This is a genomic window from Klebsiella sp. BIGb0132 (assembly GCF_024810075.1).
Classification (GTDB): Bacteria; Pseudomonadota; Gammaproteobacteria; order Enterobacterales; family Enterobacteriaceae; genus Klebsiella; species Klebsiella terrigena.
In genome coordinates, this window is sequence record NZ_JANUDW010000003.1 from 343093 (window position 1) to 369927 (window position 26835).

At 55.5% G+C, this 26835-nt stretch carries 24 protein-coding genes; 18 read left to right on the forward strand and 6 right to left on the reverse strand.

What is annotated here, in order from left to right:
- Nucleotides 1-24: 24 nt before the first annotated feature.
- Together btuF and mtnN are read right to left on the reverse strand one after the other, a co-directional pair.
- The gene (gene btuF / locus M2416_RS13145) at nt 25-825 is read right to left on the reverse strand and encodes a vitamin B12 ABC transporter substrate-binding protein BtuF (RefSeq protein ID WP_259224431.1); all 801 of its coding nucleotides are present in this window, start codon (nt 823-825) and stop codon (nt 25-27) included.
- Nucleotides 818-1516: a 5'-methylthioadenosine/S-adenosylhomocysteine nucleosidase gene (gene mtnN / locus M2416_RS13150; protein ID WP_041144122.1), complete on the reverse strand. Its 699-nt coding sequence runs from the start codon at nt 1514-1516 to the stop codon at nt 818-820. The genes btuF and mtnN overlap by 8 nt, the downstream gene beginning before the upstream one ends.
- An 86-nt stretch (nt 1517-1602) precedes the next feature.
- Here mtnN and dgt point away from each other — a divergent pair, with 86 nt between their 5' ends.
- The 3 genes from dgt to M2416_RS13165 all read left to right on the forward strand — a co-directional run bounded on the left by dgt (nt 1603) and on the right by M2416_RS13165 (nt 6040).
- On the forward strand, nt 1603-3117 hold the full coding sequence (dgt, locus tag M2416_RS13155; protein ID WP_041144123.1) for a dGTPase: 1515 nt from the start codon (nt 1603-1605) through the stop codon (nt 3115-3117).
- Nucleotides 3118-3252: 135 nt separating this feature from the next.
- Nucleotides 3253-4692, forward strand: coding sequence for a serine endoprotease DegP (degP, locus tag M2416_RS13160; protein ID WP_041144124.1), 1440 nt, complete (start codon nt 3253-3255; stop codon nt 4690-4692).
- Nucleotides 4693-4882: 190 nt separating this feature from the next.
- Nucleotides 4883-6040: a CdaR family transcriptional regulator gene (locus tag M2416_RS13165; protein ID WP_041144125.1), complete on the forward strand. Its 1158-nt coding sequence runs from the start codon at nt 4883-4885 to the stop codon at nt 6038-6040.
- Nucleotides 6041-6132: 92 nt separating this feature from the next.
- Here the strand turns inward: M2416_RS13165 and M2416_RS13170 are convergent, their stop codons facing one another.
- The 4 genes from M2416_RS13170 to map form a co-directional block, all read right to left on the reverse strand.
- Nucleotides 6133-6522, reverse strand: coding sequence for a DUF3461 family protein (locus M2416_RS13170; RefSeq protein ID WP_004858100.1), 390 nt, complete (start codon nt 6520-6522; stop codon nt 6133-6135).
- 107 nt (nt 6523-6629) lie between these two features.
- Nucleotides 6630-7454: a 2,3,4,5-tetrahydropyridine-2,6-dicarboxylate N-succinyltransferase gene (gene dapD, locus M2416_RS13175; protein WP_004872026.1), complete on the reverse strand. Its 825-nt coding sequence runs from the start codon at nt 7452-7454 to the stop codon at nt 6630-6632.
- Nucleotides 7455-7488: 34 nt separating this feature from the next.
- Complete coding sequence (gene glnD, locus M2416_RS13180) at nt 7489-10152, reverse strand: bifunctional uridylyltransferase/uridylyl-removing protein GlnD (protein ID WP_076946345.1); 2664 nt, start codon at nt 10150-10152, stop codon at nt 7489-7491.
- A gap of 205 nt (nt 10153-10357) precedes the next feature.
- A complete protein-coding gene (map, locus tag M2416_RS13185; RefSeq protein ID WP_041144127.1) occupies nt 10358-11152 on the reverse strand; it encodes a type I methionyl aminopeptidase in 795 nt (264 codons plus the stop codon).
- 323 nt (nt 11153-11475) lie between these two features.
- Here map and rpsB point away from each other — a divergent pair, with 323 nt between their 5' ends.
- The 15 genes from rpsB to rnhB all read left to right on the forward strand — a co-directional run bounded on the left by rpsB (nt 11476) and on the right by rnhB (nt 26813).
- On the forward strand, nt 11476-12201 hold the full coding sequence (rpsB, locus tag M2416_RS13190; RefSeq protein WP_041144128.1) for a 30S ribosomal protein S2: 726 nt from the start codon (nt 11476-11478) through the stop codon (nt 12199-12201).
- Between the two features lie 122 nt (nt 12202-12323).
- Nucleotides 12324-13175, forward strand: a complete 852-nt coding sequence (gene tsf / locus M2416_RS13195; RefSeq protein ID WP_041144129.1) for a translation elongation factor Ts — start codon at nt 12324-12326, stop codon at nt 13173-13175.
- A 146-nt stretch (nt 13176-13321) separates the two neighbouring features.
- Nucleotides 13322-14047, forward strand: a complete 726-nt coding sequence (gene pyrH / locus M2416_RS13200; RefSeq protein WP_041144130.1) for a UMP kinase — start codon at nt 13322-13324, stop codon at nt 14045-14047.
- A 290-nt stretch (nt 14048-14337) separates the two neighbouring features.
- A complete protein-coding gene (frr, locus tag M2416_RS13205; RefSeq protein ID WP_041144131.1) occupies nt 14338-14895 on the forward strand; it encodes a ribosome recycling factor in 558 nt (185 codons plus the stop codon).
- Nucleotides 14896-15137: 242 nt separating this feature from the next.
- Nucleotides 15138-16340, forward strand: coding sequence for a 1-deoxy-D-xylulose-5-phosphate reductoisomerase (gene ispC / locus M2416_RS13210; RefSeq protein WP_076946342.1), 1203 nt, complete (start codon nt 15138-15140; stop codon nt 16338-16340).
- Nucleotides 16341-16579: 239 nt separating this feature from the next.
- Nucleotides 16580-17338 carry a (2E,6E)-farnesyl-diphosphate-specific ditrans,polycis-undecaprenyl-diphosphate synthase gene (ispU, locus tag M2416_RS13215; protein ID WP_041147522.1) on the forward strand — a complete coding sequence of 253 codons (759 nt, stop codon included), beginning with the start codon at nt 16580-16582 and terminating at the stop codon, nt 17336-17338.
- A 12-nt stretch (nt 17339-17350) separates the two neighbouring features.
- Nucleotides 17351-18208 (forward strand): phosphatidate cytidylyltransferase, encoded by an 858-nt coding sequence (gene cdsA / locus M2416_RS13220; RefSeq protein ID WP_041144133.1) that lies wholly within the window; start codon nt 17351-17353, stop codon nt 18206-18208.
- 11 nt (nt 18209-18219) lie between these two features.
- Nucleotides 18220-19575 carry a sigma E protease regulator RseP gene (rseP, locus tag M2416_RS13225; protein ID WP_041144134.1) on the forward strand — a complete coding sequence of 452 codons (1356 nt, stop codon included), beginning with the start codon at nt 18220-18222 and terminating at the stop codon, nt 19573-19575.
- Between the two features lie 31 nt (nt 19576-19606).
- Nucleotides 19607-22036 (forward strand): outer membrane protein assembly factor BamA, encoded by a 2430-nt coding sequence (bamA, locus tag M2416_RS13230; protein WP_041144135.1) that lies wholly within the window; start codon nt 19607-19609, stop codon nt 22034-22036.
- 122 nt (nt 22037-22158) lie between these two features.
- Entirely contained in the window at nt 22159-22644 is a 486-nt protein-coding gene (skp, locus tag M2416_RS13235) for a molecular chaperone Skp (protein ID WP_041144136.1), read from the forward strand.
- 3 nt (nt 22645-22647) lie between these two features.
- Nucleotides 22648-23673 (forward strand): UDP-3-O-(3-hydroxymyristoyl)glucosamine N-acyltransferase, encoded by a 1026-nt coding sequence (gene lpxD / locus M2416_RS13240; protein ID WP_041144137.1) that lies wholly within the window; start codon nt 22648-22650, stop codon nt 23671-23673.
- 151 nt (nt 23674-23824) lie between these two features.
- Nucleotides 23825-24280, forward strand: a complete 456-nt coding sequence (gene fabZ / locus M2416_RS13245) for a 3-hydroxyacyl-ACP dehydratase FabZ (protein WP_004098761.1) — start codon at nt 23825-23827, stop codon at nt 24278-24280.
- A 3-nt stretch (nt 24281-24283) separates the two neighbouring features.
- On the forward strand, nt 24284-25072 hold the full coding sequence (gene lpxA / locus M2416_RS13250; RefSeq protein WP_041144138.1) for an acyl-ACP--UDP-N-acetylglucosamine O-acyltransferase: 789 nt from the start codon (nt 24284-24286) through the stop codon (nt 25070-25072).
- On the forward strand, nt 25072-26220 hold the full coding sequence (lpxB, locus tag M2416_RS13255) for a lipid-A-disaccharide synthase (RefSeq protein WP_259224509.1): 1149 nt from the start codon (nt 25072-25074) through the stop codon (nt 26218-26220). Before lpxA ends, lpxB begins: the two co-directional genes overlap by 1 nt.
- A complete protein-coding gene (gene rnhB, locus M2416_RS13260; protein ID WP_041144140.1) occupies nt 26217-26813 on the forward strand; it encodes a ribonuclease HII in 597 nt (198 codons plus the stop codon). Before lpxB ends, rnhB begins: the two co-directional genes overlap by 4 nt.
- Nucleotides 26814-26835 lie beyond the last annotated feature (22 nt).

The window sequence follows — 26835 nt, forward strand, 5'->3', positions numbered from 1 at the left end:
GCTTAGCGCCTGGTTAACAGGCGATTATTTTACCTGCTCGAGCGCAGTACAGAGTTGTTTTGCGGCGAGGATAATACGTGGGCTCGCGCGTTCAAACCAGTCGCTATGCAGCGCAATCAGCGAAATTTTTAACTGATTATGCCAGTAGCGTTCGACTTCGGGAATTTTGCGGGCATCGCCGGTGATGACAATGGCCTGCGGCTGCCTGGCGAGAACCTGCTCGCGGCTGACCTGGGGCCAGGGCGCTTTACTGGCAGCGAAAATATTCTCCCCGCCGCACAGCGTCAGGACCTGATCCTGAATCGATCCCTGGCTGCTGGTAAAAAGAGGGTTGCTGCCGAACTGGAGAAAGACGCGCTTCTTCGGAAGGTGGGCGTAGCGGGCCTTTAGCGCGCTATAGTCGTCCTGCATCTGCTGCGCCGCCTGACGGGCCTTTTCCGGCTGAGGGCTCCACTGCGCCAGCTGCCGCAGGGTGGTGATAATCTCTTCGATGGTGGCGGTATCGACCCAGATGACCTTGATACCGAGGGAGCTTAGCTGATTAACCTGCCGCTCGGCGTTGCCTCCGCGCCACGCCAGGACCAGGTCCGGCCTGAGGGCGACAATGCGCTCCAGGTTCATCCCCTGCCAGCTGGAAACCTGCTCGATGCCGGCGGCTTCCGGCGGGTAGTCGGAATAGCTGCTGACGCCAACCGGCGTGATGCCTGCCGCAAACGCCAGCTCGGTATTGGCCGGGGATAGCGTAATCACCCGCGGCGCGGCAAAGAGCCACGCCGGGGCCAGCAGCAGCAGGGCGGCAAGCGCCTGTTTTAGCGATTTAGCCACGCGTCAGGTTCTGCACCAGATTTTCCACCATCAGGGTGGACTGCCTGGCGGCGACGGCGAGGAACTCGTCGAAGCTCAGATGGGACTGCTGATCGGCAACGTCGGAGATGGCGCGAACCACCACGAACGGGACGCCGAAGTTATAGCAGACGTGCGCGATGGCAGCGGCTTCCATTTCGACCGCTACGGCCTGCGGGAAGTTATGGCGGATTTTCGCCAGCCCGACGGAGCCGTTGATGAACGCGTCGCCGCTGACGATCAGACCGCGTACCGCGTTAAGATTCAGCGCTTCAATGCTGCTTTGCGCGGCGGCAATCAGCTTATCGTCGGCTTTGAAGCCCGCCGGGCAGCCCGGCAACTGGCCGTATTCGTAGCCGAATGCGGTCACGTCGGCGTCGTGGTAGCGTGCTTCGTCGGAGATAACGATATCACCGACTTTTAGCGTTGGCTCAAGACCGCCCGCGGAGCCGGTGTTGATAATCACGTCCGGCTTGCAGACTTCCAGCAGCAGCGCCGCGCCCATCGCCGCGGCAACTTTACCGATCCCCGATTTCAACAGGGCGACGTCGGTACCGTGAAGCTGGCCGGTATAAATTTCGCTGCCGCCAAGGGTGATAGTCTGGCGGTTTTCGATTTTGTCGCGCAGAAGGGTAACTTCTTCTTCCATGGCGCCAATAATGCCGATTTTCATAGATTTACTCGCGATGTGTCAGGTTTAGTTGCATAGTCTATCATGCACTCAAAGGGAAACGTTATTGCTCGCGAGCGGGAGAGGCTATGGCAAAGATTGATTTTCGCAACAAGATTAACTGGCGCCGACGCTATCGCTCGCCGCAGGGCGTCGAAACGGAGCGTGAAATCCTGCGTATTTTCGAAAGCGATCGCGGGCGCATTATTAACTCCCCGGCCATTCGCCGTTTACAGCAGAAAACCCAGGTCTTTCCGCTGGAGCGCAACGCGGCGGTGCGCACCCGGCTTACCCACTCTCTCGAAGTGCAGCAGGTTGGACGCTACATCGCCAAAGAGGTTCTGAGCCGGCTGAAGGAGCAGCAGCTGCTGACGGCCTACGGCCTGGATGAGCTCGGCGGGCCGTTTGAGAGCATTGTCGAGATGGCGTGCCTGATGCACGACATCGGCAACCCGCCGTTTGGCCATTTTGGCGAGGCGGCAATCAATGACTGGTTCAGCCAGCGCCTCGCGCCGGACGATGCGGCTAACGAAGCGCTGCCCAACGATCGCTGCACGGTTGAGGTGCTGCGCCTGCGGCCGGGCGAGGCGTCGCTGAACGCGCTGCGCAGTAAGATCCGCCAGGATCTGTGCTGGTTTGAGGGCAACGCGCAGGGGATTCGTTTAGTGCATACGCTAATGCGAATGAACCTTACCTGGGCACAGGTTGGCTGTATTCTTAAATATACTCGCCCGGCCTGGTGGCGCGGTGACGCGCCTGCCAGTCACAGCTATTTAATGAAGAAACCTGGTTATTATTTAGCCGAAGAAGGCTATATTGCGAGGTTACGTAAAGAACTGGATCTGGCTCCTTACAATCGCTTTCCTTTAACATGGATTATGGAAGCGGCGGACGATATCTCATATTGCGTCGCCGATCTTGAAGATGCGGTAGAAAAACGAATTTTCAGCGTAGAGCAACTCTATCAGCATCTGTACGACGCGTGGGGGCAGCATGAAAAAGGTTCGTTATTTTCCCAGGTGGTAGAAAATGCGTGGGAAAAATCACGTTCTAATTCCCTAAGCCGGAGTACAGAAGATCAGTTCTTTATGTATTTACGGGTGAATACGCTGAATAAACTGGTGCCGTATGCGGCCCGACGCTTTATAGATAACATCGCGAAGATTTTTACCGGTGATTTTAATCACGCGCTGCTTGAGGATGATAGCGACTGCAGTCAGCTGCTGGAGTTATATAAAAATGTGGCGATAAAACATGTGTTTAGCCATCCGGATGTAGAGCAGCTGGAATTGCAGGGCTATCGCGTTATTAGCGGCCTGTTAGATATCTATAAGCCGCTGCTGAAATTGTCGCTGGAGGAGTTCAGCTTATTAGTCGAAAAAGAGAGAGTGAGAAGCCTGCCTATCGCTTCGCGGCTATTTCAGAAACTTTCTACGCGACATCGGCTGGCCTACGTGGAGGCGGTAAACAAAATTCCGGCAGATTCCGCAGAGTTTCCGCTGATGGAATACTATTATCGCTGCCGCCTGATCCAGGACTATATTAGCGGGATGACGGACTTGTATGCATGGGATGAATATCGGCGGCTGATGGCGGTAGAATAGGTACAGGTTTTGTAAAGACGGACAATAATTTTTTACTTTTTGGCAGTGCTTAATTCCGGAACTTAGCGCGATAAAATGACTCTGATAGTCACTTACATAGCAATTCTGCGTTATCTAAAATCGAGATTGAGACATATGAAAAAAACCACGTTAGCAATGAGTGCACTGGCTCTGAGTTTAGGTCTGGCGTTATCCCCGCTCTCTGCGAGCGCGGCAGAAACAGCTTCTTCGGCGACTAATGCGCAGCAGATGCCGAGTCTGGCCCCGATGCTGGAAAAAGTCATGCCGTCGGTCGTCAGCATCAACGTTGAAGGCAGCACCACCGTGAACACGCCGCGGATGCCGCGTAACTTCCAGCAGTTCTTTGGCGACAACTCGCCGTTCTGCCAGGACGGTTCACCGTTCCAAAGCTCTCCGTTCTGTCAGGGCGGCGGGCAGGGCGGCGGCGCGCCGGCTGACGGCAGCCAGCAGCAGAAATTTATGGCGCTGGGCTCCGGGGTCATTATTGATGCGGCGAAAGGCTATGTCGTCACCAATAACCACGTTGTGGACAATGCGACGACCATCAAAGTTCAGCTCAGCGACGGGCGCAAGTTTGACGCCAAAGTGGTGGGTAAAGACCCGCGTTCCGATATTGCGCTGATTCAGATTCAGGATCCGAAAAACCTGTCGGCAATCAAGCTGGCTGACTCCGACGCCCTGCGCGTAGGCGATTACACCGTGGCTATCGGTAACCCGTTTGGTCTGGGTGAAACCGTGACCTCCGGTATTGTTTCCGCTCTCGGCCGCAGCGGCCTGAACGTAGAAAACTACGAAAACTTTATCCAGACGGATGCGGCGATTAACCGCGGTAACTCCGGCGGTGCGCTGGTGAACCTGAACGGCGAGCTGATCGGTATCAATACCGCGATCCTCGCGCCGGACGGCGGTAACATCGGCATCGGCTTTGCTATCCCGAGCAACATGGTGAAAAACCTGACCGAGCAGATGGTCAAATATGGTCAGGTGAAACGCGGTGAGCTGGGGATCATGGGGACCGAGCTGAACTCCGAGCTGGCAAAAGCGATGAAGGTCGATGCCCAGCGCGGCGCCTTCGTCAGCCAGGTAATGCCGGGCTCTGCCGCGGCGAAAGCCGGTATCAAGGCCGGGGACGTGATTACCTCGCTGAACGGTAAACCGATTAGCAGCTTTGCCGCACTGCGTGCGCAGGTCGGAACGATGCCTATCGGCAGCAAAGTCGAGCTTGGCCTGGTGCGCGATGGCAAACCGGTTACCGCGACCGTTGAGCTGCAGCAGAGCAACCAGACTCAGGTTGACTCCAGCAGCATCTTCAACGGTATCGAAGGCGCTGAAATGAGCAACAAGGGCCAGGATAAAGGCGTGACGGTCAATAACGTCAAGGCCGGGACCCCTGCGGCGCAGATTGGCCTGAAGAAAGGCGATATTATCGTCGGTGCTAACCAGCAGCCGGTGAAAAATATTGCCGACCTGCGCAAAATCTTTGACGCTAAACCGTCGGTGCTGGCGCTGAATATTCAGCGCGGTGATAGCACTATCTACCTGCTGATGCAGTAATCTCTGTCGGTTACATCAGCCCCTTCTCCTCGCCCGAGGGAAGGGGCTTTTTTTATCCTGCACCGCGGCCGAACCGTCATTCTGTGATTCCTTCCACAACTCCATACTTCTCTCCCGTGCTTTGTGCATACGCACAATGCAGCGCTAACCCAACTCTTTTATGCTGGTGCCCTGCTCACGGGAGGGTTACATGGCTGGCTGGCATCTTGATACCAAAATGGCGCAGGATATTGTGGCGCGTACCATGCGCATCATTGATACCAATATCAACGTAATGGATGCCCGTGGGCGCATTATTGGCAGCGGCGATCGTGAGCGTATTGGTGAATTGCACGAAGGCGCGCTGCTGGTTCTCTCGCAGGGACGTATTGTCGATATCGATGATGCGGTGGCCCGCCACCTGCACGGCGTGCGCCAGGGGATCAACCTGCCTCTGCGCCTGGAAGGGGAAATCGTCGGCGTCATCGGCCTGACCGGCGAACCAGAAACGCTGCGCAAGTATGGCGAGCTGGTATGCATGACCGCAGAGATGATGCTGGAGCAGTCCCGGCTGATGCACCTGCTGGCCCAGGACAGCCGCCTGCGTGAAGAGCTGGTGATGAATTTGATTCAGGCGGAAGAGAACACCCCGGCGCTCACCGAATGGGCGCAGCGCCTGGGAATCGACCTGAATCAGCCGCGGGTGGTGGCAATGATTGAGGTCGATAGCGGCCAGCTGGGCGTGGATAGCGCCATGGCGGAGCTGCAGCAGCTGCAGACGGCTCTGACCACCCCGGATCGCAATAACCTGGTGGCGATTGTCTCATTAACGGAGATGGTGGTTCTTAAGCCCGCGCTCAACGCCTTTGGCCGCTGGGATGCGGAAGATCACTGTAAACGGGTTGACCAGCTTATCGCCAGAATGAAGGAAAACGGCCAGCTGCGGTTCCGCGTGGCGTTAGGCAACTTCTTTACCGGGCCCGGCAGCATTGCGCGCTCGTATCGTACCGCTCGCACCACCATGATGGTCGGCAAGGAGCGCATGCCGGAGAGCCGGAGCTATTTTTATCAGGATTTGATGCTGCCGGTGCTGCTCGATAGCCTGCGCGGCGGCTGGCAGGCTAACGAGCTGGCCCGTCCGCTGGTTCGCCTGAAGGCAATGGACAATAACGGTCTGCTGCGGCGCACGCTGCAGGCCTGGTTTCGCCATAACGTTCAGCCGCTGGCGACCTCGAAGGCGCTGTTTATTCATCGTAATACGCTGGAGTATCGGCTGAATCGTATTTCAGAGCTGACGGGGCTGGACCTGGGCAGTTTCGACGATCGGCTGCTGCTCTATATTGCGCTGCAGCTGGACGAACAGAGGTAGGGAATAATCCCGGATGATGGCGAGAACGCCTTATCCGGGCGGCTGTACACATAGCCCCGACGGGCATCGCCGGCCAGGGAAGGGGAGCAGACTTACTTGTTGCGGGTCAGTTTTTCCAGATCGGCTTCAATTTCGCTGATCTTATGGGTGACGACGCTTTCCAGATGACGCAGATCGTCAAGGATCTTACGCTTCAGATCGACTTCAGTGCGATCGCGCTGGCAGATCTGATCGAGTTCATCGATAACGTAGCGCAGGTTGGGACTGATCTCCTGCACTTCTTTATAACCCTGGCCTACGCCATCGGCGACCACGGTCTTACGCTGACGCGGATACTTAAACTTAACGCTCTTGGCGAAGAATTCGCCCTTGTCCTTCTGAAAATAGATTTTCAGAATGTCGTTGTTAGCTTCCTGCCGCAGGCTATAGCGATCGATTTCATCAGGATTGGTAATGCCAAGACTTTTCAGATTATCGTACATAACGGTACCTTTGATATCATCATAACCTTTGAATAATTAACGAAAAAAGCCATCTTCGCCAGCGTCAAATATAAAAAAAGCGGGATATCTCCCGCTTTTTATACTGTTTAGTCGATGGTACGCAGCAGTTCGTTAATGCCGACCTTGCCGCGAGTTTTCGCATCAACCTTCTTCACGATCACCGCGCAGTACAGGCTGTACTTGCCATCTTTCGACGGCAGGTTGCCGGAAACCACCACCGAGCCGGCCGGTACGCGACCGTAGAAGACTTCGCCGGTTTCGCGGTCGTAGATTTTGGTGCTCTGGCCGAGGTACACGCCCATCGAGATAACGGAACCCTCTTCGACGATAACGCCTTCGACAACTTCAGAACGCGCGCCGATAAAGCAGTTATCTTCGATGATGGTTGGGTTAGCCTGCAGCGGTTCCAGCACGCCGCCGATACCCACGCCGCCGGAGAGGTGCACGTTTTTACCGATCTGCGCGCAGGAGCCGACGGTAGCCCAGGTATCAACCATGCTGCCTTCGTCAACGTAGGCGCCGATGTTGACGTAAGACGGCATCAGCACGGTGTTGCGGGCAATGAACGCGCCCTGGCGAACGGCCGCCGGCGGAACCACGCGGAAGCCCTCTTTCTGGAAACGCGCTTCATCATAGTCGGCGAATTTCATCGGTACTTTATCGAAGTAGCGGCTTTCCGCACCGTCGATAACCTGGTTATCGTTAATACGGAAAGAGAGCAGAACCGCTTTCTTCAGCCACTGGTGGGTGACCCACTGGCCATCGATCTTTTCAGCGACACGCAGAGCGCCGGAATCAAGCAGGGAAATGACCTGGTTAACCGCTTCGCGAGTTACGGTATCCACATTTGCCGGCGTGATGTCGGCGCGACGCTCAAAGGCGGACTCAATAACATTCTGTAATTGCTGCATTGTTTACTCTTTCTCTATTACACATAAAAGTTCGTTACCCTTTATCGTTTGGATTGAGGGCCTCTGTCAACCGTTGTTGTACTTCTTGTTGCAGCTCATTATTAAGCGCACGCCGGTCTGCCGTGGCGATTATAAATAAATCTTCTACTCGCTCACCAATTGTCGTAATTCTGGCCCCGTGAAGGGAAATATTGAGGTCGGCGAAGACCTGGCCGACCCGGGCCAGCAGGCCGGGCTGATCGAGCGCAATCAGCTCAAGAAACGATTTTCGGTCGGTATGCGTGGGCAGAAAATTGACCTCGGTGGCGACGGAAAAATGGCGTAATTTTGCCGCCTGTCGGCGCGGCGCCGGCTGCTGCCAGCTGCGCTGAGTAATGGTCTGCTCGAGCCCGAGGCGGATCATCTCGTGGCGATCGGCGGAGAGCGGGCTGCCGTCCGGTTCGAGCACGATAAAGGTGTCCATCGCCATCCCGTCGCGGGTGGTAAAGACCTGGGCGTCGTGCACGCTCAGATTTCGGCGGTCAAGTTCACCGCAGACGGCGGCGAAGAGATACGGGCGGTCCGGGCTCCAGATAAAGATTTCGGTGCCGCCGCGCGTGGCCTGCGAGCTGAGCAGGATCATCGGTTTATTAAGATCGTGCCGGAGCAAATTACGCGCGTGCCAGGCGAGCTGATTTGGCGTGTGGCGCACGAAGTAGTTGGCCCGGCAGCGGTTCCAGATTTGATGCAGGGCCTCTTCATTGATGTTTTCCATCCGCAGCAGCGCCAGCGCCTGCAGCTGATGATGGCGAACCCGTTCGCGCATATCCGGCGTGCTTTGCATGCCGCGGCGCAGCTGTTTTTCGGTGGCGAAATAGAGCTCGCGCAGCAGGCTCTGCTTCCAGCTGTTCCACAAGGTTTCGTTGGTGGCGCAGATATCGGCCACGGTCAGGCACACCAGGTAGCGCAGGCGGTTTTCCGTCTGCACCTCTTCGGCGAACTGTTTGATGACCTCGGGATCCTGAATATCACGGCGCTGGGCGGTGACGGACATTAACAGATGATGGCGAACCAGCCAGGCGACCATCTGAGTTTCTCGCGAGTTCAGGCCGTGCAGTTCGGCAAACTTCAGGACGTCCTGGGCACCGAGCACCGAATGATCGCCGCCGCGGCCTTTAGCAATGTCGTGGAACAGGGCGGCAATCAGAATCAGCTCAGGATGGGTCAGGCGCGGCCACAGCTCAACGCACAGCGGGTGGCGGCTGCGGGTCTCCTCTTTGGCAAAACTCTCCAGCTTGAGCAGGACGCGGATCGTATGCTCGTCCACGGTGTAGGCATGGAACAGATCGAACTGCATCTGGCCGACGATATGCGACCACTGCGGCATGTATGCCCACAGCACGCTGTGGCGGTGCATCGGCAGCAGCCCGCGGCTCACCGCACCCTGGTGGCGCAGCATGCTGAGAAAAATGGTTCGCGCTTCCGGGATATAGCACAGCGGCTGCGTCAGGTGGCGGCGCGCGTGGCGCAGGTGGCGCAGCGTTGTGGAGTAGATGCCGGTGATGCTGCTGTTGCGCACCATAATATAGAACATACGCAGAATAGCCTGCGGCTCGCGGATGAACAGCGTATCGTCGCGCAGATCGATGAGCGAGCCGCGCAGCTGAAAATCATCGTCAATCGGCCGCGGCTTTTCGTCTTCGGTCAGCGCCAGGATGGCCTCATCAAACAGCTGCAGCAGCATATGGTTCAGCTCGCTGACTCGCCGGGTGACGCGGAAGAAATCCTTCATCATATGCTCGATGGGCTGGTTTCTTTCGCCTTCATAGCCTAAGCGACGGGCGACGCTGAGCTGGCGGTCGAAGAGCAGGCGGTTATCGTAGCGGGTTAGCTCCAGGTGCAGGGCGAATCGAATGCGCCACAGCTGGTGCAGGCATTCGTTGAGCTCGTTGCGCTCCGCCTCCGTCAGGAAGCCGAAGCCCACCATTTCATCCATCGAGGTGGCGCCGAAGTGGCGGCGCGCGACCCACTGCAGGGTATGAATATCCCGCAGCCCGCCGGGGCTGCTTTTTACATCCGGCTCGAGGTTGTAGCTGGTGCCGTGGTAGCGCTGATGGCGCACGCTCTGTTCTTCGAGCTTGGCGGCGAAGAATTTCTCCGACGGCCAGAAGCCGTCGCTAAAAATATGCTTTTGCAGCTCAAGAAACAGCGCGACGTCGCCGATCAGCAGGCGCGATTCGATCAGGTTGGTGGCGACGGTGAGATCGGATAATCCTTCCAGCAGGCACTCTTCGAGGGTGCGCACGCTGTGCCCGACCTCCAGCTTGACGTCCCACAGCAGCGTCAGCAGCTCGCCGACCTTCTGCGCCTGTTCGTCGGAGAGTTTTTTTCGGCTTAATATCAGCAGGTCGACGTCGGAGAGCGGGTGCAGTTCACCGCGACCGTAGCCGCCTACCGCCACCAGAGCCATGTCGCAAACCGACCCGAAGCCGTACTCTACCCACAGGCGCTGCAGCAGCTGATCGATAAACTCGGTGCGGGCTTCAATCAGCCGCTCAGCGGCGGTGCCGGCATCGAAAGCCTCCCCCAGCCAGCGCTGGAAAAGCTCGAGATGGGACTTAATCGTCGCACAGTTCAAATCGTCCTGCGGCCAGGCGCCCGGATCCTCAGGTTGGCCCGAGAGGGCCAGGGGGAGAGTGCCAGGTAAAGAGTTGCTCATCGCGCCACCATAAGAAAAAAATATCGCCCATTAAAAAAATCGCCGGGAGCGATTTTTAACGTCGCTTGCGGCGGCCCGTAGGGTGACGGGCAGGAAGCCCGTCATAAAAAATCGCCGGGAGCGATTTTTAACGTCGCTTGCGGCGGCCCGTAGGGTGACGGGCAGGAAGCCCGTCATAAAAAAGCCGGCGGGCGCCGGCTTTTCGTTATTCGTTATGCGAGATTATCGCCGGGATGGTGTCATCCTTGCGTAACGTCAGAATTTCGCAGCCGTTATCCGTCACCACAATAGTATGCTCGTACTGGGCAGACAAGCTCCGGTCTTTCGTTTTCACCGTCCAGCCGTCTTTCATGCTGCGGATCTCTTTCTTACCGGCGTTGACCATCGGCTCGATGGTAAAGGTCATCCCCGGCTTGAGCACCACGTTGGTCTCCGGCGAGTCGTAGTGCAGCACCTGCGGCTCTTCATGGAAGCCGCGGCCAATGCCGTGCCCGCAGTATTCACGCACCACGGAAAAACCTTCCGCTTCGACAAATTTCTGAATCGCCGCGCCGATGGCCCGCAGGTTAATGCCGGGTTTGACCATCTTCAGGGCCAGATAGAGGCTCTCCTGAGTGACGCGGCACAGACGCTCGCCGAGGATCGTCGGTTTGCCGACGATAAACATTTTGGAGGTGTCGCCGTGGAACTCATCCTTAATGACCGTGACGTCAACGTTGACGATATCGCCATCTTTCAGCCGTTTTTCATCGTCCGGGATACCGTGGCATACCACTTCGTTAATCGAGATACACACCGATTTCGGGAAGCCGTGGTAGCCGAGGCAGGCGGAGATCGCTTTCTGCTCGTTGACGATGTAATCGTTACAGATGCGGTCCAGCTCGCCGGTGCTGACGCCCGGTTTTACATAGGGTTCAATCATTTCGAGCACTTCGGCGGCCAGGCGGCCCGCGACGCGCATTTTTTCGATGTCTTCAGATGTCTTGATAGAAATAGCCATGGATTGTGTCCAGCTGTGTCGATTTTTTCGACAATAATAGAGTAAGTCCCGTCAATGTTAACAGTCCGGGTGACCTGGTGCCAAATTGAGAATCATTAACAGCACTCAGCGTCAACAAGAGTTGGTGTCCAATCCTATTTTGTGGTATAAAGCGCGCCGGACTTCCGTTCCATTTCGTACTACACAGGATGGACTGAAGCGACAAATCTCACTTTGTGTATATAACACACACGTATCGACACATATTCCGGGGTGCCCTTTGGGGTCGGTAATATGGGATACGTGGAGGCATAACCCCAACTTTATCTATAGAGGTTTTAAACATGGCAACTGTTTCCATGCGCGACATGCTCAAGGCTGGTGTTCACTTTGGTCACCAGACCCGTTACTGGAACCCGAAAATGAAGCCTTTCATCTTCGGCGCGCGTAACAAAGTTCACATCATCAACCTTGAGAAAACTGTACCGATGTTCAACGAAGCTCTGGCTGAACTGAACAAGATCTCTGCTCGTAAAGGCAAGATCCTGATCGTTGGTACTAAGCGCGCTGCAAGCGAAGCGGTAAAAGACGCTGCTAACAGCTGCGATCAGTTCTTCGTGAACCATCGCTGGTTGGGCGGTATGCTGACTAACTGGAAAACCGTTCGTCAGTCCATCAAACGTCTGAAAGACCTGGAAACTCAGTCCCAGGACGGTACTTTCGAGAAGCTGACCAAGAAAGAAGCGCTGATGCGTACTCGTGAACTGGCCAAGCTGGAAAACAGCCTGGGCGGTATCAAAGACATGGGCGGCCTGCCGGACGCACTGTTTGTTATCGATGCAGACCACGAACACATCGCTATCAAAGAAGCAAACAACCTGGGTATCCCGGTATTTGCTATCGTTGATACTAACTCCGATCCGGACGGCGTAGATTTCGTTATCCCGGGTAACGACGATGCAATCCGCGCTGTTAGCCTGTACCTGGGTGCAGTAGCTGCAACCGTGCGTGAAGGTCGTTCTCAGGATCTGGCTTCTCAAGCGGAAGAAAGCTTCGTAGAAGCTGAATAATAAGGTCTAGCCCTTATTTAGTACCGTGTATAAATAGGGGCCTATATTTGGCCCCTTTTTCACTTTTAAACCTGTTTGGTTCCTGGAACCGGGCAGGTCATATCTCTCCCGAGGATTAAAGAATGGCTGAAATTACCGCATCCCTGGTAAAAGAGCTGCGCGAACGTACCGGCGCAGGCATGATGGATTGCAAAAAAGCGCTGACTGAAGCTAACGGCGACATCGAGCTGGCAATCGAAAACATGCGTAAATCCGGCGCGATCAAAGCGGCGAAAAAAGCAGGTAACGTTGCTGCTGACGGCGTGATCATCACCAAGATCGACGGTACCTACGGCATCATTCTGGAAGTTAACTGCCAGACTGACTTCGTAGCAAAAGATGGCGGTTTCCAGGCATTTGCTAACAAAGTTCTGGACGCAGCCGTTGCCGGTAAAATCACCGACGTTGACGTACTGAAAGCTCAGTTCGAAGAAGAGCGCGTTGCGCTGGTTGCTAAAATCGGTGAAAACATCAACATCCGTCGCGTTGCTTCCCTGGAAGGCGAAGTGCTGGGTTCATACCAGCACGGCGCGCGCATCGGTGTTCTGGTTGCCGCTAAAGGCGCAGACCAGGAGCTGGTTAAACAGCTGGCTATGCACATCGCTGCAAGCAAGCCAGAATTCGTTAAGCCGGAAGACGTTTCCGCTGAAGTGGTAGAGAAAGAGTACCAGGTTCAGCTGGACATCGCGATGCAGTCCGGTAAGCCGAAAGAAATCGCAGAGAAAATGGTTGAAGGCCGCATGAAGAAATTCACCGGCGAAGTTTCTCTGACCGGCCAGCCTTTCGTTATGGACCCAAGCAAATCTGTTGCTCAGCTGCTGAAAGAGCACAACGCAGACGTGACTGGCTTCATCCGCTTTGAAGTGGGCGAAGGCATCGAAAAAGTTGAGACTGACTTTGCAGCAGAAGTTGCTGCGATGTCCAAGCAGTCTTAATTTTTAAAAGGAGCCGCCTGAGGGCGGCTTCTTTTTGTGCCCATTTTGTAAATTCAGCCAACCCTTATAGTGGCTGCGCTGAAAAGCGACATACAATGTCGCCAGAATTAACTCATCTCACTCGTTGACAGTCTCAGGAAAGAAACATGGCTACCAATGCAAAACCCGTCTACAAACGTATTCTGCTTAAGTTAAGTGGCGAAGCTCTGCAGGGTTCGGAAGGCTTCGGTATTGATGCAAGCATACTTGACCGTATGGCTCAGGAAATCAAAGAACTGGTTGAACTGGGTATTCAGGTTGGCGTAGTGATTGGTGGCGGTAACCTGTTCCGTGGAGCTGGTCTGGCGAAAGCGGGAATGAACCGCGTTGTGGGCGACCACATGGGCATGCTGGCAACGGTCATGAACGGCCTTGCAATGCGTGACTCCCTCCATCGCGCCTATGTGAACGCTCGCTTGATGTCAGCGATTCCGCTGAACGGCGTTTGTGATAACTACAGCTGGGCAGAGGCGATCAGCCTGCTGCGTAATAACCGCGTCGTTATTCTGGCTGCGGGTACCGGTAACCCGTTCTTCACGACCGACTCCGCAGCCTGCCTGCGCGGGATTGAAATTGAAGCTGACGTGGTGCTGAAAGCGACCAAAGTCGACGGCGTGTTTACCGCTGACCCGGCGAAAGACCCGTCTGCCACCATGTACGATCAGCTGAGCTACAGCGAAGTGCTTGATAAAGAGTTGAAAGTAATGGATCTGGCCGCCTTTACCCTGGCGCGTGACCATAAATTGCCGATTCGCGTATTCAACATGAACAAACCCGGCGCGCTGCGCCGCGTGGTGATGGGCGAAAAAGAAGGTACCTTAATTACGGAATAATTTCCGTAATACGCTTCATCGTTCAGACCGTCTCTGCGTTGGCCGTCTTTGCTCACCTCAGCCGCTGATTTCAGTAAGCTGCTGGGGGAGTTCGCTCCGCCGTTGCCTCGATACAACGTGAATGATTTTGTGTAGAAATGCAGGTAAGATTCCGCTCTACCTTAGTAGCGGCTTTTTACTCAGACGCGCCCAGGGCGTCGTCATGAATTAAACGGGACTATACTTAGCTCACCTGATAGCAGCTGTGCGGCGTTTAGTCTGCCTGAGACAAGTTTCCAAGGATTAGTAACGTGATTAACGACATCAGAAAAGATGCTGAAGTGCGCATGGAAAAATGCGTTGAAGCGTTCAAAAACCAAATCAGCAAAATACGCACGGGTCGTGCTTCTCCCAGCCTGCTGGACGGCATCGTCGTGCAGTATTACGGTACGCCAACGCCGCTGCGTCAGCTGGCAAGCGTAACGGTAGAAGACTCCCGTACTCTGAAAATCAACGTGTTCGACCGCTCCCTGAGCCCGGCCGTTGAAAAAGCGATCATGGCTTCTGACCTCGGTCTGAACCCAAGCTCTGCGGGCAGCGATATCCGCGTTCCGCTGCCTCCGCTGACCGAAGAGCGTCGTAAAGATCTGACCAAGATCGTACGCGCAGAAGCCGAGCAGGCTCGCGTGTCGGTACGTAACGTTCGTCGCGACGCTAACGATAAAGTGAAAGCGCTGCTGAAAGACAAAGAGATCAGCGAAGATGACGATCGCCGTTCTCAGGACGACGTGCAGAAAATGACTGACGCCGCCATTAAGAAAGTGGATGCGGCGCTGGCAGATAAAGAAGCGGAACTGATGCAGTTCTGATTTCCTGCCGTTATGCCCGTCCTCATTGCCGTTTGATGAACGGGACGGGCGTACAGTCTGAAACGCCGTACAGAAGACCGAACGCTCAGCTCCAGGGATTGCGTTGAAAAGGTCGGCCCTGTAGCCTTTGACACTCTTGTTGAAGGCGATACACCGCCTGCCCGCCTCCTGATTGCTGATGCGCGAGGGCTTGCTGGCGGCGTTTTTCTTTTTTATCCTGTCTTACTTCTTCTGGACGCCTCATGAAGCACTTAACCGTTCTCGGTTCGACCGGTTCAATTGGCTGCAGCACGTTGGATGTCGTGCGCCATAACCCCGATCGCTTTTCCGTCGCCGCGCTGGTCGCGGGGAAAAATGTCGACCGTATGGTTGAACAATGTCTGGAATTCACCCCCCGCTACGCGGTCATGGATGATGCGAAAAGCGCCGAATCTCTGCGTATCGCGCTGCGCGAACGCGGCAGCCGTACCGAGGTCCTGAGCGGCCAGCACGCCGCTGCGGAAGTCGCCGCGCTGGATGACGTTGACCAGGTCATGGCGGCGATTGTCGGTGCCGCAGGGCTGGTTCCTACGCTCGCGGCCATTCGGGCCGGAAAAACGGTGCTGCTGGCCAACAAAGAGGCGCTGGTGACCTGCGGTCGTCTGTTTATGGACGCCGTGCAGCAGTCCGGCGCGCGCCTGTTACCCGTCGATAGCGAACATAACGCTATTTTTCAGAGTATGCCGGAAACAATTCAACACAATCTGGGATACGCTGACTTAACGCAGAACGGCGTCTCGTCGATTCTGCTGACCGGTTCCGGTGGTCCTTTCCGGGATACAGCGCTCTCTGAGCTGGCGGCAATGACGCCCGATCAGGCCTGTCGCCACCCGAACTGGTCAATGGGACGCAAAATTTCTGTCGATTCCGCCACGATGATGAATAAGGGGCTGGAGTATATCGAAGCCCGCTGGCTGTTCAACGCCTCGGCGCAGCAGATGGAAGTGCTGATTCACCCGCAGTCCGTTATCCATTCAATGGTGCGCTATCGCGATGGCAGCGTTCTCGCACAGCTCGGTGAGCCGGATATGCGTACGCCGATCGCCCACACTATGGGATGGCCGCAGCGCCTGAACTCCGGGGCTGAAGCGCTGGATTTCTGCCGTCTGAGCAATCTGAGCTTTGCCGCGCCGGATTACGGACGCTATCCGTGCCTGAAGCTGGCGATGGAGGCATTTGATGTCGGTCAGGCGGCGACGACGGCGCTGAATGCTGCCAATGAAATTTCGGTAGCCGCGTTCCTCGCTACGGAGATTCGCTTCACCGATATTGCGGCGGTTAACCTGGCGGTGTTGGAGCAGCTGGCGCTGGATGAGCCGCAAAGCATTGAAGAAGTTCTGATTATCGATGCTCAGGCGAGAGCCGCTGCTCACCAGCAGTTGAAACATCTGGCGGCGCGGGGCTGACCGACGCAATACGTTGTGATATTTGTGGGCGCTGGGCTTCGGTGATATAGTCTGCGCCACCCGATCGTTGTCTAAGATTGCGGTGGCCGTGGCATGACACGGCTTTTTTGCGTAAAGCTCTTGGTTGTTCTCTGCGATTAGCCGCAGCCTCGGCACTGGATAAAAATGCGTATATAGCGCTGACCGGTTGCTTGCGTTTAGCGGCGTGGCTAATCCTTATTATGGACTTAAAACGCGTTATGTTGTCTGCTAATCAAACTGTCAGCGAAATATCACCTGTACATGGCTGCCGTCATGTCGCCATCATTATGGATGGCAACGGACGTTGGGCGAAACAGCAAGGGAAAATTCGCGCATTCGGCCATAAGGCCGGAGCGAAGTCAGTCCGTCGCGCAGTTTCCTTCGCGGCGAACAATGGTATTGAAGCGTTGACGTTATACGCATTCAGCAGTGAGAACTGGAACCGTCCGGCGCAGGAAGTCAGCGCGCTGATGGAGCTGTTCGTCTGGGCGCTGGATAGCGAAGTCAAAAGCCTGCACCGGCATAACGTTCGCCTGCGGATCATCGGCGAAACCACGCGTTTTAATGCTCGCCTGCAGGAGCGGATCCGCAAAGCGGAAGCGCTCACTGAGAACAATACGGGCTTAACGCTGAATATTGCGGCGAACTACGGTGGGCGCTGGGATATCATTCAGGGCGTCCGCAATCTGGCCGAACAGGTAAAAAACGGGTTACTTCAGCCCGAACAGATCACGGAAGACATGCTGAGTCAGCAGGTCTGTATGCATGAACTGGCACCTGTAGATTTAGTTATTAGGACCGGGGGAGAGCATCGAATCAGTAATTTTTTGATTTGGCAAATTGCCTATGCCGAACTTTACTTTACCGATGTTCTTTGGCCCGATTTTGCTGAACAGGACTTTGAAGGTGCACTCCATGCCTTTGTTAATCGAGAGCGTCGTTTCGGCGGCACTGAGCCGGGTGGCAGCAATGCCTGATGGGGGTCACTTTTGCTGAAGTATCGCCTGATATCGGCTTTTGTTTTGATCCCCGTGGTGATTGCGGCGCTTTTCCTGTTGCCGCCTGCGGGTTTCGCCATCGTCACGCTGGTCGTTTGTATGCTCGCCGCGTGGGAGTGGGGGCAGCTAAGCGGCTTCACCTCAACGACCCAACGCGTCTGGCTGGCGCTGCTCTGCGGCCTGCTGCTGGCGCTGATGCTTTTCCTGATGCCTGAGTATCACTATGACGTCCATCAACCGGTGGTTGAGGGGTCGCTATGGGCATCACTGGGCTGGTGGATTGCGGCCCTGCTGCTGGTCCTTTCCTACCCGGCTTCCGCTGCCTTCTGGCGGAACTCTAAAACGCTGCGCCTGGTTTTTGGCATTCTGACCATTGTTCCGTTCTTCTGGGGCATGCTGACGCTGCGCGCCTGGCACTACGCGGATAACCACTACAGCGGCGCGCTGTGGCTACTGTACGTGATGATTCTGGTTTGGGGCGCGGACTCCGGTGCCTATATGTTTGGCAAAATGTTCGGTAAGCACAAGCTGGCGCCGAAGGTTTCACCGGGCAAAACCTGGCAGGGTTTTTTTGGCGGGCTGGTTACCGCAGCGGTTATTTCCTGGGCGTACGGCCAGTGGGCGAATCTCGATGTTACGCCGGCGGTACTGCTCATTTGCTCTATCGTTGCGGCGCTGGCTTCGGTGCTCGGCGACCTGACGGAAAGTATGTTTAAGCGAGAGGCCGGCATCAAGGATAGCGGGCATCTGATTCCCGGACACGGCGGAATTCTGGATCGTATCGATAGCCTGACGGCGGCGGTACCGGTATTCGCGTGTCTGCTATTGTTGGTCTTCAGGACGATTTGACGGAAGGTTTTATGCTAAGCGTTCTCTGGAATTTGGCCGCCTTTATCATTGCGCTGGGCGTATTGATCACCGTGCATGAGTTTGGCCATTTCTGGGTGGCTCGTCGCTGTGGCGTTCGCGTTGAACGCTTCTCCATCGGCTTTGGCAAAGCGCTATGGCGGCGCTCTGACAAGCAGGGGACGGAATTCGTTATCGCCCTTATCCCACTCGGGGGTTACGTCAAGATGCTCGACGAGCGCGTCGAGCCGGTGGCGCCAGAGATGCGCCACTACGCTTTCAATAATAAAACCGTCGGTCAGCGCGCAGCGATAATCGCCGCCGGACCGATCGCGAACTTCATTTTTGCCATCTTTGCCTACTGGCTGGTGTTTATCATCGGCGTCCCTGGCGTTCGTCCGGTTGTTGGCGAAATAGTGCCCGATTCGATTGCCGCACACGCACAAATTGCAAAAGGAACGGAACTTAAAGCGATAGATGGCATCGAAACGCCTGATTGGGATGCTGTGCGTATGGCGCTGGTAACGAAGATCGGAGACCAGCAAACAATAGTTTCGGTCGCCCCTTTCGGGACCAGCCAACGCCAGGATAAAATCCTCGATTTACGCCATTGGGCGTTCGAGCCGGACAAACAGGATCCGGTGACATCGCTGGGCATTCAGCCCCGGAGCGCGCAGGTTGATACGGCTCTGGCAGAAGTACAATCGAATTCGGCAGCGCAGAAGGCGGGTTTGCAAGCGGGCGACAGGATCGTTAAAGTCGATGGTCAACCGTTAACGCAGTGGATGACGTTTGTTAATCTGGTGCGTGATAATCCCGGTAAAGCGCTGGTTCTGGACATCGAACGGCAGGGGAGTCCTCTGTCAGTGACGCTGACACCAGATTCGAAGTCCGGTAGTAAAGGTCAGGCTGAGGGATTTGCAGGGGTTGTGCCTAAGGTCATCCCGCTGCCCGATGAATATAAGACAGTTCGTCAGTACGGGCCGTTTGCCGCCATCGCTGAAGCCACGGATAAAACCTGGCAACTGATGTCGTTAACGGTCAGGATGCTGGGTAAATTGATAACCGGTGATGTCAAACTGAACAACCTCAGCGGGCCGATCTCTATCGCCCAGGGGGCTGGAATGTCAGCGGAGTTTGGGTTGATTTACTATCTGATGTTCCTTGCGCTGATAAGCGTGAACCTCGGAATAATCAACCTGTTCCCGCTTCCCGTCCTCGACGGGGGGCACCTGCTGTTTTTAGCGATTGAAAAGCTAAAAGGCGGGCCGGTATCCGAGCGAGTTCAAGACTTTAGTTATCGCATTGGCTCAATACTGCTGGTGTTGTTAATGGGGCTTGCACTTTTCAATGATTTCTCTCGGTTGTAAGAGAGTTTGTTAGGAAGAACGCATAATAACGATGGCGATGAAAAAGTTGCTCATAGCGTCGCTGCTGTTTAGCAGCGCAACCGTATACGGTGCTGAAGGGTTCGTGGTGAAGGACATTCATTTCGAAGGCTTGCAGCGTGTCGCTGTTGGTGCGGCCCTCCTCAGTATGCCAGTGCGTCCTGGCGATACGGTGACCGATGATGATATCAGTAACACCATTCGTGCTCTGTTTGCCACCGGCAACTTCGAGGACGTTCGCGTCCTGCGCGATGGTGATACCCTGCTGGTGCAGGTGAAAGAGCGCCCAACGATTGCCAGCATCACTTTCTCCGGTAACAAGTCGGTGAAGGATGACATGCTCAAGCAAAACCTTGAGGCATCCGGCGTGCGCGTTGGGGAGTCCCTTGACCGTACTACGCTCGCTGATATCGAAAAAGGGCTGGAAGATTTCTACTATAGCGTCGGTAAGTACAGCGCCAGCGTAAAAGCTGTCGTCACGCCGCTGCCGCGTAACCGCGTCGACCTGAAGCTGGTGTTCCAGGAAGGCGTCTCGGCGAAAATCCAGCAAATCAATATCGTCGGTAACCACGCATTCAGCACCGACGAACTGATCTCTACCTTCCAGCTGCGCGACGAAGTGCCGTGGTGGAACGTGGTTGGCGATCGCAAATACCAGAAGCAAAAACTGGCAGGGGATCTCGAAACTCTGCGCAGCTACTACCTGGATCGCGGCTACGCACGTTTCAACATCGACTCCACCCAGGTGAGCCTGACGCCGGATAAAAAAGGCATCTACATCACCGTGAACATTACCGAAGGCGATCAGTACAAGCTTTCTGGTGTGCAGGTGACGGGCGATCTGGCCGGGCATTCGGCGGAAATCGAAGCGCTGACCAAAGTCGAGCCGGGCGAGCTGTATAACGGCGCCAAAGTGACCAAAATGGAGAATGATATTAAGAAACTCCTCGGTCGCTACGGTTACGCCTATCCGCGCGTGCAGTCGCAGCCGGAAATCAACGACGCCGACAAGACCGTGAAGCTGCACGTCAACGTCGATGCGGGGAACCGCTACTACGTGCGTAAAATTCGCTTTGAAGGCAACGACACCTCGAAAGATTCCGTTCTGCGTCGCGAAATGCGCCAGATGGAAGGGGCGTGGCTGGGCAGCGACCTGGTTGACCAGGGTAAAGATCGTCTGAACCGTTTGGGCTATTTCGAAACCGTTGATACCGATACGCAGCGCGTGCCGGGCAGTCCGGATCAGGTCGACGTGGTCTATAAGGTCAAGGAGCGTAACACCGGTAGCTTCAACTTTGGTATCGGCTACGGTACTGAAAGCGGCGTAAGCTTCCAGGCGGGCGTTCAGCAGGACAACTGGTTGGGTACCGGCTATTCCGTTGGAATTAACGGCACCAAAAACGATTACCAGACCTATACTGAACTGTCGGTGACTAACCCGTACTTCACCGTTGATGGCGTCAGCCTCGGTGGTCGTGTGTTCTATAACGACTTCGATGCGAACGATGCGGACCTGTCCGACTATACCAACAAGAGCTACGGTACGGACGTTACGCTGGGCTTCCCGGTTAACGAATACAATACGCTGCGTGCGGGCGTGGGTTATGTCCATAACTCCCTGTCTAACATGCAGCCGCAGGTGTCGATGTGGCGCTACCTGAACTCAATGGGTCAATATCCGAGCAACACGGACGATAAAAACTCATTCAGCGCCAACGACTTCACCTTTAACTACGGCTGGACGTATAACAAGCTGGACCGCGGCTTCTTCCCGACGGAAGGTTCACGCGTTAACCTGAATGGTAAAGTGACCATTCCGGGTTCAGACAACGAATACTACAAAGCCACGCTGGATACCGCGACCTACGTGCCGATCGATAACGATCACAAATGGGTTGTGCTGGGACGTACCCGCTTCGGTTACGGTGACGGCCTTGGCGGCAAAGAGATGCCGTTCTACGAGAACTTCTACGCCGGTGGTTCAAGCACCGTGCGCGGGTTCCAGTCGAACACCATTGGTCCGAAAGCGGTTTATTTCCCGGCCAATAGTCGTCACGATGGCGATGACAACTATGACAGCAACTGTAAGAGCACCGAATCTGCACCTTGTAAGTCTGATGATGCGGTCGGCGGTAACGCCATGGCAGTTGCCAGCCTGGAGCTGATTGCTCCGACGCCGTTTATCAGCGATAAGTATGCTAACTCGGTCCGTACTTCCTTCTTCTGGGATATGGGTACCGTGTGGGATACGCACTGGGATTCGAGCGCGTACGGTGGCTATCCGGATTATGGCGATCCGAGCAATATCCGTATGTCCGCAGGTATTGCGGTACAGTGGATGTCGCCGTTGGGGCCGTTGGTATTCTCCTACGCCCAACCGTTTAAAAAGTACGAGGGAGACAAAGCCGAGCAGTTCCAGTTTAACATTGGTAAAACCTGGTAACTGTGGGCAACAAAGGAATGTAAGTGCAGTATCGCGCTGACTTTAGGCGATAACTTCGGTTGTCGCCTGGCCACGCAAATAACGGTACCCCTGGGTACTCATGGGATGGTAAGGAGTTAATTGTGAAAAAGTGGTTATTAGCTGCAGGTCTGGGTTTAGCAATGGTAACTTCCGCACAGGCGGCAGATAAAATTGCAATGGTAAACATGAACAGCCTGTTCCAACAGGTTGCCCAGAAAACAGGCGTTTCTAATACGCTGGAAAACGAGTTCAAAGGCCGCGCGAGCGAGCTGCAGCGTATGGAAGGTGACCTGCAGTCTAAAATGCAGCGTCTGCAGTCCATGAAGCCGGGCGCCGATCGTACCAAGCTGGAAAAAGACGTAATGGCTCAGCGCCAGACTTTCTCTCAGAAGGCACAGTCTTTTGAGCAGGATCGTTCACGTCGTTCTAACGAAGAACGTGGCAAGCTGGTTACCCGTATCCAGACCGCTGTGAAAAGCGTCGCGAACAGCCAGAGCATCGATCTGGTTGTAGATTCTAATGCCGTTGCATACAACAGCAGCGATGTAAAAGACATCACCGCTGATGTGCTGAAACAGGTTAACTAAGTAATGCCTTCAATTCGACTGGCTGATCTTGCGCAGCAGTTGGATGCAGAATTACACGGTGATGGCGATATCGTCATCACCGGCGTTGCATCCATGCAGGCCGCAAAAGCGGGCCATATTACGTTCATGGTAAATCCTAAATACCGTGATCGCCTGGCCGATTGCCAGGCTTCTGCCGTTGTTATGACGCAGGATGATTTACCTTTTGCCCACGGCGCTGCGCTGGTAGTGCGTAATCCCTACCTGACCTACGCGCGCATGGCTCAAATACTTGATACCACGCCGCAGCCGGCGCAGAATGTCGCGCCCAGCGCGGTCATCGATGCCACGGCTAAGCTGGGTAAGAACGTAGCTATCGGCCCTAATGCCGTTATCGAATCCGACGTAGAGCTCGGCGATAATGTGGTTATCGGCGCCGGATGCTTCGTTGGTAAAAAGACAAAAATTGGCGCCGGCTCGCGTTTATGGGCCAACGTCACCGTTTATCACGAGATTGAGATCGGCGAAAATTGCCTGATCCAGTCCGGCACCGTGATCGGTGCAGACGGTTTTGGTTACGCCAACGATCGCGGTAACTGGGTGAAGATCCCGCAGCTGGGTCGCGTCATTATTGGCGATCGCGTGGAGATCGGCGCCTGTACCACCATTGACCGCGGTGCGCTGGATGACACCTCGATCGGTAATGGCGTCATTATCGACAACCAGTGCCAGATTGCGCACAACGTCGTGATTGGCGACAATACCGCCGTTGCTGGCGGCGTTATCATGGCAGGCAGCCTGAAAATCGGCCGCTACTGCATGATTGGCGGTGCCAGCGTGATCAACGGCCATATGGAAATCTGTGACAAAGTGACCGTCACGGGGATGGGGATGGTTATGCGTCCTATCACCGAACCTGGCGTTTACTCTTCGGGTATCCCGCTGCAACCGAATAAGGTTTGGCGTAAAACAGCCGCGCTGGTGATGAATATTGATGATATGAGCAAGCGACTCAAAGCAGTTGAGCGCAAGGTTAATCAACAAGATTAGCGCACCCAGCCAAACGCGAAATCATTCCACGTAGCCGATAAAGCGGCTGCCTGGAAGGTGAAGCGTGAAAATTTTCGGCCTGTTGCATTCATAAGATTGCCGCAGGCCGTGTTATTATTGCCTTTTAGTATATTTAGACAGGAAGAGTATTTTGACTACTGACACTCATACTCTGCACATTGAAGAGATTCTGGAACTTCTGCCTCACCGTTACCCGTTCCTGCTGGTAGACCGCGTGCTGGATTTTGAAGAAGGTCGTTTTCTGCGCGCAGTAAAAAATGTTTCTGTTAACGAGCCGTTTTTCCAGGGGCATTTCCCTGGTAAACCGATTTTACCAGGCGTACTGATTCTGGAAGCTATGGCCCAGGCCACCGGCATTCTGGCATTCAAAAGCGTGGGTAAGCTCGAGCCGGGCGAACTGTACTATTTTGCCGGGATTGATGAAGCGCGTTTCAAACGTCCGGTAGTACCAGGCGATCAGATGATTATGGAAGTCACTTTTGAGAAAACTCGCCGCGGCCTGACGCGTTTTAAAGGCGTCGCGACGGTTGACGGGAAAGTGGTTTGCGAAGCAACGATGATGTGTGCGCGTAGCCGGGAGGCCTGATACGTGATTGATAAAACCGCCTTTATTCATCCTTCAGCCATTGTAGAAGAAGGCGCCGTTATCGGTGCTAACGCTCACATTGGCCCGTTTTGTATTGTTGGTGCTAACGTCGTGATTGGCGAAGGTACCGTACTGAAGTCTCATGTTGTCGTTAACGGTCATACCACGATTGGCCGCGATAATGAGATCTATCAGTTCGCTTCCATCGGCGAAGTTAACCAGGATCTGAAATATGCTGGCGAACCGACGCGCGTGGAAATTGGCGATCGCAACCGCATCCGCGAAAGCGTCACCATTCATCGCGGTACAGTACAGGGCGGTGGATTAACGAAGGTGGGCAGCGATAACCTGCTGATGATCAACGCCCACGTGGCGCATGATTGTACGGTTGGCGATCGCTGCATTCTGGCCAATAACGCGACCCTTGCCGGGCACGTCTCGCTGGATGATTACGTTATCATCGGCGGCATGACCGCGGTGCATCAGTTCTGCATCATCGGTGCCCACGTGATGGTTGGCGGCTGCTCCGGCGTTGCGCAGGACGTTCCGCCGTTCGTTATTGCCCAGGGCAACCACGCGACGCCGTTTGGCGTCAACATCGAAGGCCTGAAACGCCGCGGCTTCAGCCGTGAAGCGATCACCGCAATTCGTAACGCGTATAAGCTGCTGTACCGCAGCGGCAAAACGCTGGACGAAGCCAAGCCGGAAATCGCCGAACTGGCGGCTCAGCATGCTGAAGTTCAGCCATTTTACGACTTCTTTGCCCGCTCTACCCGCGGCCTGATTCGTTAATGGCTGCACAGCGTCCCCTGACTATTGCCCTGGTCGCCGGAGAAACCTCCGGCGATATTCTTGGTGCCGGTCTGATCCGCGCGCTCAAGGCGCGCATTCCCGATGCGCGCTTTGTCGGCGTGGCGGGGCCGCTAATGCAGGCCGAGGGCTGCGAAGCCTGGTATGAAATGGAAGAGCTGGCGGTGATGGGCATTGTTGAAGTGCTCGGTCGCTTACGTCGCCTGCTGCACATTCGCGCCGATCTCACCCGTCGCTTCAGCGAGCTGCGTCCCGACGTTTTTGTTGGCATCGACGCGCCGGACTTCAATATCACCCTCGAAGGTAACCTGAAAAAGCAGGGCATCAGGACTATCCATTACGTCAGCCCGTCCGTTTGGGCATGGCGACAAAAACGCGTTTTCAAAATTGGCAGATCGACCGATCTGGTACTGGCATTTCTGCCTTTCGAAAAAGCGTTTTACGACAAATTTAACGTTCCCTGCCGCTTCATCGGCCACACCATGGCGGATGCGATGCCGCTGGATCCGGATAAAGGCGCCGCGCGCGACCGCCTGGGCATCGCCCGTGACGCGCACTGCCTGGCGCTGCTGCCGGGGAGCCGCGGGGCAGAAGTTGAAATGCTCAGCGCGGACTTCCTCAAAACAGCGCAGATTTTGCGCGGCCACTATCCCGGCCTGGAAGTATTAGTCCCGCTGGTGAACGCCAAAAGGCGCGAACAGTTTGAACGTATCAAAGCCGAAACGGCGCCGGATCTCCCGGTTCACCTGCTGGATGGTCAGGCGCGTGATGCGATGATCGCCAGCGATGCCGCGCTGCTCGCCTCCGGGACGGCGGCGCTGGAGTGCATGCTGGCCAAATGTCCGATGGTCGTTGGCTACCGCATGAAGCCGTTTACCTTCTGGCTGGCGAAGCGGCTGGTGAAAACCGATTACGTTTCGCTACCCAACCTGCTGGCCGGGCGCGAGCTGGTTAAAGAGCTGCTGCAGGATGAGTGTCAGCCGCAGCTGCTCGCCGATGCGCTGCGGCCGCTGCTGGCCGACGGCAAAACCAGCCATGAAATGCACGACACCTTCCGCGCGCTGCATCAACAAATCCGCTGCAATGCTGATGAGCAGGCGGCGGACGCGGTACTGGAGTTAGTAAAATGATTGAGTTTGTCTATCCGCATACCCACCTTGTTGCCGGCGTTGATGAAGTTGGACGCGGGCCGCTGGTGGGGGCGGTCGTCACCGCAGCGGTGATCCTCGATCCGGCAAAGCCGATTATTGGCCTGAATGACTCCAAAAAATTAAGCGAAAAGCGTCGCCTGGCGCTGTTCGATGAGATCAAAGAGAAGGCCCTGTCATGGAGCCTTGGCCGCGCGGAGCCGCACGAGATTGACGAGCTGAATATCCTGCACGCAACGATGCTGGCCATGCAGCGTGCCGTCGCCGGCTTACACATAGCGCCGGAGTTCGTGCTAATTGACGGTAACCGCTGTCCGCCGCTGCCGGCCCCGTCGCTGGCGGTTGTTAAAGGCGATAGCCGGGTGGCGGAAATCAGCGCGGCGTCTATTCTGGCTAAAGTCACGCGCGATGCGGAGATGGTGACGCTGGATCTGGAGTTTCCTCAATACGGCTTTGCGCAGCATAAAGGCTATCCCACCGCTTTCCATCTGGAAAAGCTGATAGAGCATGGCGCAACAGAGCATCATCGGCGCAGTTTCGGCCCGGTAAAACGCGCGCTGGGCCTCGCGTCCTGAATCAATACGCAATCAAGTAACG